Below are 2770 nucleotides of genomic sequence, written 5' to 3'. Positions count from 1 at the left end.
CTAAGTTTCTCGAGAAAAATAGCTCTTTTCAAAACAAACGAAAAAACAAAATTCTTTTTTTCTGTCTCACTCCTATAAACGTCCATTTTCATTCCAAAAGAAAAAAAGAGAGAAAGAAAAAAAGAAAAGAAAAAAGAAGAAAGAAAATGAGCGGAATCCATTCTTTGTTCGTTGACAGCTCTCAGAGAACTTCAGGAACAGACACAGAATTTATAGTTGAATTTCAGCGCTCTCTCGAGAATAAAGCGTTTGAACATTGTTGTATCGAAAAAGCATCTATTCCCCTCACTTTCTACAACATTTCCGATGAATTGAGCACTTCTGCTTTCACCATTAATGATGGATCAGATGACGTAGAAATCACACTAACAGAAGGAAGTTATTCGGCGACTGAATTAGTTAGCCACATGGAAACCGCCTTAAATGCTTCTTCTTCTGGTTTTACCGTTTCATTCGAATCAATCACAGGGAAAATGACTTTCGAGAGAACATCGAATTTTTCACTTCTTCTCTCCACAAAAGAAAATCTAGCCCGTTTGTTGGGATTTGCTCAAGCCGATTTCACGGGGACTAATTCATACACATCTTCGGACATCGTGAATATGAGATTATTGCGTAATTTCTTCCTGTTTATTGACCAAATTCACACAGACATAAATCACTGCTATCCTGCTGTCGGTAGCGACATTACTGCGATTTGGGCTATTGAAGGAAATTTGGGCGATGTTCAGTATATCACCTCGAATGATAGACAAAGCTATAAACTACGTGAATGCGCGATATCTACACGGCTAAAAGTCAGATTAGAAATAGAAGAAGGAACGCTGAACTTAAATGGCCACCATTTTCAATTTCTTATTCGTCTTTGGTAGATAGTTTTTTCCTAAAAACGAATTTATTTTTTTCCTTTTCAGTTAATATGATTGAAACAAGAGAAAAAAAGAATAAATGGTATTTTTGTTGGTTGAATGGAGTATTCCGAAATTAATTGGAAAATATCTTGCGGAAAAGGGACGAGAATTAAGCGTGATTGAAACTGAAAGATGGATGACCATACAACTTCAGGAAATGGCGAGAGAACCACGGAACAGACGTGATTTGTCAGTAAATCTGGGAGACATCCGCGATGTTCGTAAAAAGATAAGCCTTTTTCCACAATTGAAGGAACAAATAAACACAAAATTACTGCTCAAAATGGAAAAGAGATTAAGGGAAAAGACCTGCTCACAATGTTCGAGAAAGCTGGAACCTTTTGGGGGAGAATTAGTTTGCCCGAATTGCGGGGTCTCACAACGAGGATTTATGCTGGATGATTTTTGCGGAAGGGATTATCATCACGCCCACAATAAAGTGCCATATCACAAAATCAGATGTCTGAAAATGAACATTAAACAATTATTAGGGAATTTTGCGGAAGGAAAATGGCTTCCGATTTACGAACAAATTAAGAGAGATTTAAAGCCTGCCCTTTCTTTGTTGGAACTACGGGAAATCATGAAGAAAAAAGGAAAGAGTAAATCCTATCCGATGGCGAACGCTATCCTTTTTCATCATATTTCAATCCGTAAATCAATGAATGAGGTTGAAAAAGACGCTCTTTTTCACCTGTTTTCCATTTATCATGACGGATACGTCCAATTATCAAAGAGACCACGTAAAACGATGCGCTTCGGTCATTTTCTGCTCAAAATTCTTCCTTGTTTGAAAAGAGATGATTTGTGTGAATTTGTCGTCGATATCAAGGATGAAAACAAAAAGAAAAAAATGAATTTGTTGTTTAGGAGAATTTGCCGTAAAACTAAGCTTAAGGACGAAATGAAACGATACCGCGCCTTTTTCTCCTCTACTTCTTCATAATGAAATAACCTGCAACACCCAATCCGCCCAACAAAAGTAGTGGATTTGAGAGAAGGGAAGATGATTGACCGACAGAAGGTGTTTTGGTCGGCATTTTTCGGGGGTCAGCACTCGGAATGATACCTTCAATCCTCTTTTTGAGATCTGAAAATGGATTATCCAAAGGGGGAGAAAGCACACCTTTTGTAGGCAATGAAACAACTGGATTATGATAAGGAATAGGCGACCAAGTTGCGGGATTTCCGCCGATAAGATGATGATGGGTGAAATTACCGCCCCCACCCCATATCTTAGAAATTCCACTATGTATGGAAGAGGATGGATGCGAAATGGAGTGCGTAGCGTGATGAACGAAACTACCGAAACCCATGTTTTCTGTTTGTTTTTTTGTTTTTTTCGTTTGAAACTTTTCTAACAAAAAAGGTAAATTGTCTTTTATTATGGGAGAAAGCCAAAAAACTTACTTTTTGATCAGAATAATTCCTCCCACTATTGCGCCACCCACAAGAATTGTCGGGAGAATTGAGCCTAACCCTTTTGTGAGATTTGTCAGCGGGGAAAGAATGGTACCAATCGTTTGATTTAAGACACCCGATAAATCCTCGATAGGATTAGGTATGTTGAACATATCACCCCCGAAAGGAGATGACGGGATGCCAGATGGAATCGAAGGAACCGAGGGAAGACCGAAACCCATTGATTTTCTTTTTTTGATTTGAATTTCTTTTTTGATTTTCTTTTTTTGATTTGATTTTCTTTTTTTTGATTTGATTTTCTTTTTGTTAGAGGAAACAAACAAAAAAGTCTATTCGAGCAGAATGGCACCAGACCTAACCCAGTCCACCTCGATTTCACTAACAGAGAGAGGGGGGCAGGCAGAACTAATAAAAGCGTCTACGTGAATTCTTCCTAT

General features: G+C 38.0%; 4 protein-coding genes. 2 read left to right on the top strand and 2 right to left on the bottom strand.

Features of this window, described 5'->3' with window-relative positions:
- Both U9P79_06805 and U9P79_06800 read left to right on the top strand, forming a co-directional pair.
- The coding region (locus U9P79_06805) for a hypothetical protein (protein ID MEA2104332.1) at positions 1-872 on the top strand (872 nt) is incomplete at its 5' end.
- A 76-nt stretch (positions 873-948) separates the two neighbouring features.
- The gene (locus U9P79_06800; GenBank protein ID MEA2104331.1) at positions 949-1857 is read left to right on the top strand and encodes a hypothetical protein; all 909 of its coding nucleotides are present in this window, start codon (positions 949-951) and stop codon (positions 1855-1857) included.
- Here U9P79_06800 and U9P79_06795 read toward each other — a convergent pair.
- Together U9P79_06795 and U9P79_06790 are read right to left on the bottom strand one after the other, a co-directional pair.
- The gene (locus U9P79_06795; protein MEA2104330.1) at positions 1844-2227 is read right to left on the bottom strand and encodes a hypothetical protein; all 384 of its coding nucleotides are present in this window, start codon (positions 2225-2227) and stop codon (positions 1844-1846) included. The genes U9P79_06800 and U9P79_06795 overlap by 14 nt on opposite strands.
- A gap of 90 nt (positions 2228-2317) precedes the next feature.
- Complete coding sequence (locus U9P79_06790) at positions 2318-2554, bottom strand: hypothetical protein (GenBank protein MEA2104329.1); 237 nt, start codon at positions 2552-2554, stop codon at positions 2318-2320.
- Positions 2555-2770: the final 216 nt, after the last annotated feature.

The sequence above is a fragment of the Candidatus Cloacimonadota bacterium genome (assembly GCA_034661015.1).
Classification (GTDB): domain Bacteria; phylum Cloacimonadota; class Cloacimonadia; order JGIOTU-2; family JGIOTU-2; genus JAYEKN01.
Note: the sequence above shows the minus strand (reverse complement) of the source record. Positions and strands in the feature narration are given on the sequence as shown.